The sequence below is a fragment of the Bradyrhizobium sp. PRIMUS42 genome, assembly GCF_023006515.1.
GTDB lineage: Bacteria > Pseudomonadota > Alphaproteobacteria > Rhizobiales > Xanthobacteraceae > Bradyrhizobium.
Window position 1 is genome coordinate 1 of record NZ_JALBGZ010000521.1, and the last position, 4,593, is coordinate 4,593.

Sequence of the window (4,593 nt, forward strand, 5' to 3'; positions counted from 1 at the left end):
CCAGCGGCAAGCCGCGTGTGCGGGCCAGCGCATCCCAAGCCGCCATGTCGATGCCGGATTGCGCCAGCCGCTGCAAGCCGGCGAGGCCCAGCAACGTGAAGCGCTGGGTCAGCTTGCGCTCGATCTCGAACGGAAGCAGCTCGTCGCCAGCGACCAGCTCTGACATTTCCATGACCATCGCCGTCAGCGGCTTCAAGGCCGACGGCGTGATCGAGAACAGGTAGGCATGCCCGATGACGCCCTGGTCGGTCTCGCAGTCGATCAGCACCAGCGGCGCCCGGGCGACCGCGCCGGTCGAGGTCTGGAGCGGCAGGTTCATCGGCGCGATCACGGGTCGCGCGTTGCAGCGCTTGATGCGGATGGTCTCGGTCATGGGCGCTGGCTCCGGATGGTCAACGGTGGTTGATGCCAATCTTAGACATTCGTCATGAAACGAAAAGGCGCTTGGCCCGACCACGATAAAATGCGGCGATGCGGCTGCGCGTCCGCTCGCTGCTCGAGAGCGCGCTGGCCTCGCTCAGCCGGCGTGAGGGGGCGCGCAGGCGTGTCGTCATTTCCGTTGATAGAGTCCCCGTGTGGTACCCCTCTCCCTAGCCCTCCCTTGCGGGGGAGGGTGGGGGAGAGGGGTGGCCCAGCAAAAAGATCCGTGTGAGTCACTTCATCGCGCCGCGCCTTCCGTGAACGCCGTCTCGATCACATCCCCAAAAGGCTGCCACGACCGGCCGTCAAATTGCACCAGCCGCATCTGCTTGATCGGCAAATAGCTGCTGGACGAGGTGTTCATCCTGATGTCGGGCAACGCAACGGAAGGCTGATAAGACCTGAGCGACGTCGCCTGCCGCATGATGTTTTCGCGCGAGACATCGTCGCCGCATTGCTTCAGCACCTGCGTCAGCGCCTCGGCCGCGGCGTAGCCATAGAGTGCGGCGCTGTTGTTCGTGCTCTCGACCTGATGGTACTTGTCCATGAAGCCGAACCAGTCCTTCATGGCGGAATCGTCCTTCCATGCGGGATCGCTCGGATCCTTCAGAAAAGCTGCCGAGATCACGCCGGCCGAGTTCTCCAGGCCCGCCGGCGCCATCGCATTGGCGATCGAGGCGGAGGCATCGTTGACGATGAACACCGGATGCCAATTCATTGACGCCGCCAGCTTGATCACCTTGGCCGCCGTCGAGGGCACGCCGAGAAAGACGAAGATGTCGGCGCCCGCGCGCTTGAGGATCGAGACGTGCCCGTCGAGATGCTCGTCGTTGATGTCGAAGGCAATGTCGACGAGGACATGACGGTTCAGGTCGCCAAGCCCTTCCTGAATGCCCTTGTAGAGCATGCGTCCGAACTGGTCGTTCTGCCAGAGCACGACGATTTTCTTCCTGGGGTAATAGGCCTGGATGTAGTTGGCGTAGATCCGCCCCTCCGACCGAAATGATGGCTGCCAGCCCATGGTCCAGGGAAATGCGTTCGCCCGGCTCAGCTCCTCATCGCCGGAGGCCACGAACAGCTGAGGAATCTTCTTCTCGTTCAGATACCAGCGCGTGGCGAGATTGCCGGGGGTGCCGAACGATCCGAACATCAGGTGCACGTCGTCCTTCTCGACCAGGTTGCGCGTCAGCTCCAGCGCCGCCGCCGGATCGGAATTGTCGTCGCGCGTGATGAAGCGGATCTTGCGACCGTTGATGCCGCCACGCGCGTTGATCATGTCGAAATAAGCAGCTTCCGCCTGTCCGATCGCGCCGAATTCAGAGAGCGGTCCCGAATACGGCATGACATTGCCGATGCGGATTTCCTTGTCGGAAGTGGGTTGGTCTGGGCGTTGCTCGGACATCGCGCCGAGCGACGCGATAGCGGCGATCAAAACGAACAGCACTCTGCCGGTGACGCGCATGCTCGACACCTTGTCGTTGGCCCCCAACGAGGTCGGCTCATTCCGCACCCAGGTGAGTTGATCTACGTCAAGCGTTTGGCGATCGTGTGGCCGGTTGCGACAGCTGAGCGAATGAAACGGCAGACGTGCTGACGCGCCGCCACGGCAGTAGGCAGGCGTGGGTCGCGTTAGTCAGTCCAGCCCGAGGTCATCTTGGCGACGCGTTCCGTGTCCGGCCGCCCTCGCGATTCGAGCAGACGTCGCCAACGGGTGGGAGGTACGCCGCTCCAGCGCTCGAAGGCCCGGCAGAAATGGGCGGGGTCGTCATATCCAAGCATGGATGCAATCTCGCCGATCGATCGGTCAGTCCGGCACAACAGCCGCACCGCCCGGCGCTGCAGCGCGTTTCGTAACAGGTCGCTGTAGCTCAGGCCGACGTTGCCGAGCCTGCGCTGCAGAGTTCGTCGCGCGAGCCCCGACCGGTTTCCGATGCGTGAAAGGGTCGGACGGCGATCGAGCAGCTCCAATTCGATCAGGACGGACAGACGGCCCGGCAGGTCTTCCGGATCCGGCAGGTCAAAAATACGCCCGAGTTCGCTCGCGGTCAGCCCATCGCCCTGTGCCATATCTGGATTGACTGATGTCAGCAGCCGCCGATCGAACACGATCGCGCTGGCAGCATTGCCAACAGCAATATCGGTACCCATCAACTCGCCGATCGGGCACCGGAGACGGTTTGGCAGGCCCCCGAAGATGATCCTGTCAGGCAGCCACCAGATGCCGGCAAAATGCCTGATGACGGCAATCATGTACCAGACAGCGAGCATCTCGTTCTGCTGCCGCCCGTCGCGCGCAGGGTCGGATAGTTCATACGACCAGCGAATTTCGCTGCCGTGACGGCGCGCGACCAACTGCGTGGCGTTCTGCAGCATGTGCGGCAGGCTCGCCCCGGCGCGGTGGATCGCCTCGAGCAAGGTCGGGGCCTGGGTCACCCATCTGCCGAAAACGCCGAGGCCCGCCATCGATGTCTGGCGACCGAGTCGGGCCGCAAAGAGGTCGTCGTGCAATTCCCGCGAAGTCACCATCAACAGCCGAAAATGATCGCGCAGCGGCACCAACGTGTCCGGCGCTTCCAGCAAGGCGAGGGGAAGATCGGCGCGTCGAAACACCCGCTCGATCGATCCCCCGGCCGCAGTCACTACCTCCGCGATCGGACCGAGCGTGCTCGCGCGTGTGTAACCGGTCTGGCGCATCTGCCCTCACGCGCCAAACAGGCGGCCACGTCGGCACAACATGGCAGGCTGAATTCGGCACGAAAGCATAGCATTCGAATCCCGATGGAATACGGCCAAACGCCCGTGTCGCGCAGGGGCAGGGAGGAATGCATGTGCTTTGCTTGTCTTGGCTTCTCGTCTCCGGCCGGGAAAATCTCCCGACGTGATGTCATGTTACGCGCATCGGCGCTCGGCCTGGTCCTGCCCTTTGCCGGTCCCGCATCGCAGACCGCGCAAGCCGCAGGGCAGAGCGCTCCGGCGCCAGCGGATGTCGTAAGCGGAATCAAGGAAATCATTGCGAAGGCGAATTCACCGGAACTGGTCGCCACCAAGGCGTTCGAGATCAACGGCGCCGATCTGCCCTGGACCGATCTCGGTCTCGACGCAGTGCGCGGCCAGCAGGTGACGTTCCTCCTGAACGGTCGCATGTGGCTGTCGCGTGAGCACGATCTCTGGTTCGGTCCCGGCCTGATCTTCCACGCGCGCACGCGCGGGCTCCGGCCGATGTACAACCCTATGCTGGACACAGGAACCATGACGGTCGCCCACGATGGAAGCATTGAGGTCGCGCGTTCGGCCGCGGAATGGGCCAACGAGGACGGAGCACTGAGTACGCCGGAAGACATCTACAGGAAGGCGGATGTCAAGATGACAGGTGTCGCCCTGCTGTGGCGCGGGGATGCCGGCGTCGGCATTAAGAGCCTCCTGGCGCATGGCGACGTGGGCGGTCAGCTCAAGTCCGAGCTTGCGCGTCTCGAGCGTGGCGGCAGGCTGCCGGCGGGGTGGTCGAACCTGCTCGGTTTCGGGGGTGGGCAGGAAGTCTTCAGTCAGGGCGCTGATGGCGAGATCGTCTGCGACATCGCGGGGCATGTCAGCATCATCGAGAGATCGCTGCCGCTTCCATTGGCCTCCGGTCCGCGCCTCGCATGGCGCTGGAAAATTGATCAATTGCCGTCCGTCGTCGCCGAGGACCAGGCTGCGACCCACGACTATCTGTCGATCGGCGTGAAGTTCGACGACGGGCAGGATCTCACCTATGTCTGGAGCGAATATTTGCCTGAAGGCAAGGTCTTCCGATGCCCATTACCCGCCTGGAACGCGATCGAGACACATATAATCGTCCGTTCCGGGAAGGCGGACCTCGGAACCTGGCAGGCGCAGGAACGCGACATCGCAGCAGATTACGCCGCCCATATCGGCGGATCGGCGAACGCGATCTCGAAAATCTGGCTGCTGGCCGTGGCGCCGTTCCAGCGCCGCCACGGCGCCTGTCGCTATGCCGATATCAAGGTCACCACCGGTGACAAAGCTGTGCACAAGGTTTAGCGCGAGAGGTCGAGCGAGCCTGTGGCCCCATCTGAAGAAAACTTGCGCTACGGCAGGCCCCGCGCTTCCAGCTGATGCACCAGCAGCAGCGTCGGCTCGGCGAGGCTGTCGCCGGAGCCGTCGAGGCCGAAC

At 63.4% G+C, this 4,593-nt stretch carries 3 protein-coding genes and 1 pseudogene; 1 reads left to right on the forward strand and 3 read right to left on the reverse strand.

The features are described 5' to 3' along the window. The 3 genes and pseudogenes from MOV75_RS28280 to MOV75_RS28290 form a co-directional block, all read right to left on the reverse strand. Nucleotides 1–373, reverse strand: a pseudogene (locus MOV75_RS28280) (mandelate racemase); the annotation flags it as partial. Nucleotides 374–658: 285 nt separating this feature from the next. Further along, entirely contained in the window at nt 659–1,882 is a 1,224-nt protein-coding gene (locus tag MOV75_RS28285) for an ABC transporter substrate-binding protein (protein ID WP_246923661.1), read from the reverse strand. 167 nt (nt 1,883–2,049) lie between these two features. Beyond that, nucleotides 2,050–3,060 carry an AraC family transcriptional regulator gene (locus tag MOV75_RS28290; RefSeq protein ID WP_246923657.1) on the reverse strand — a complete coding sequence of 337 codons (1,011 nt, stop codon included), beginning with the start codon at nt 3,058–3,060 and terminating at the stop codon, nt 2,050–2,052. On the opposite strand from MOV75_RS28290, the gene MOV75_RS28295 reads away from it, so the two are divergent. Further along, nucleotides 2,959–4,461 (forward strand): DUF3047 domain-containing protein, encoded by a 1,503-nt coding sequence (locus MOV75_RS28295; RefSeq protein ID WP_246923654.1) that lies wholly within the window; start codon nt 2,959–2,961, stop codon nt 4,459–4,461. The two genes, MOV75_RS28290 and MOV75_RS28295, sit on opposite strands and share 102 nt — an antisense overlap. The last annotated feature ends 132 nt before the right edge of the window (nt 4,462–4,593 follow it).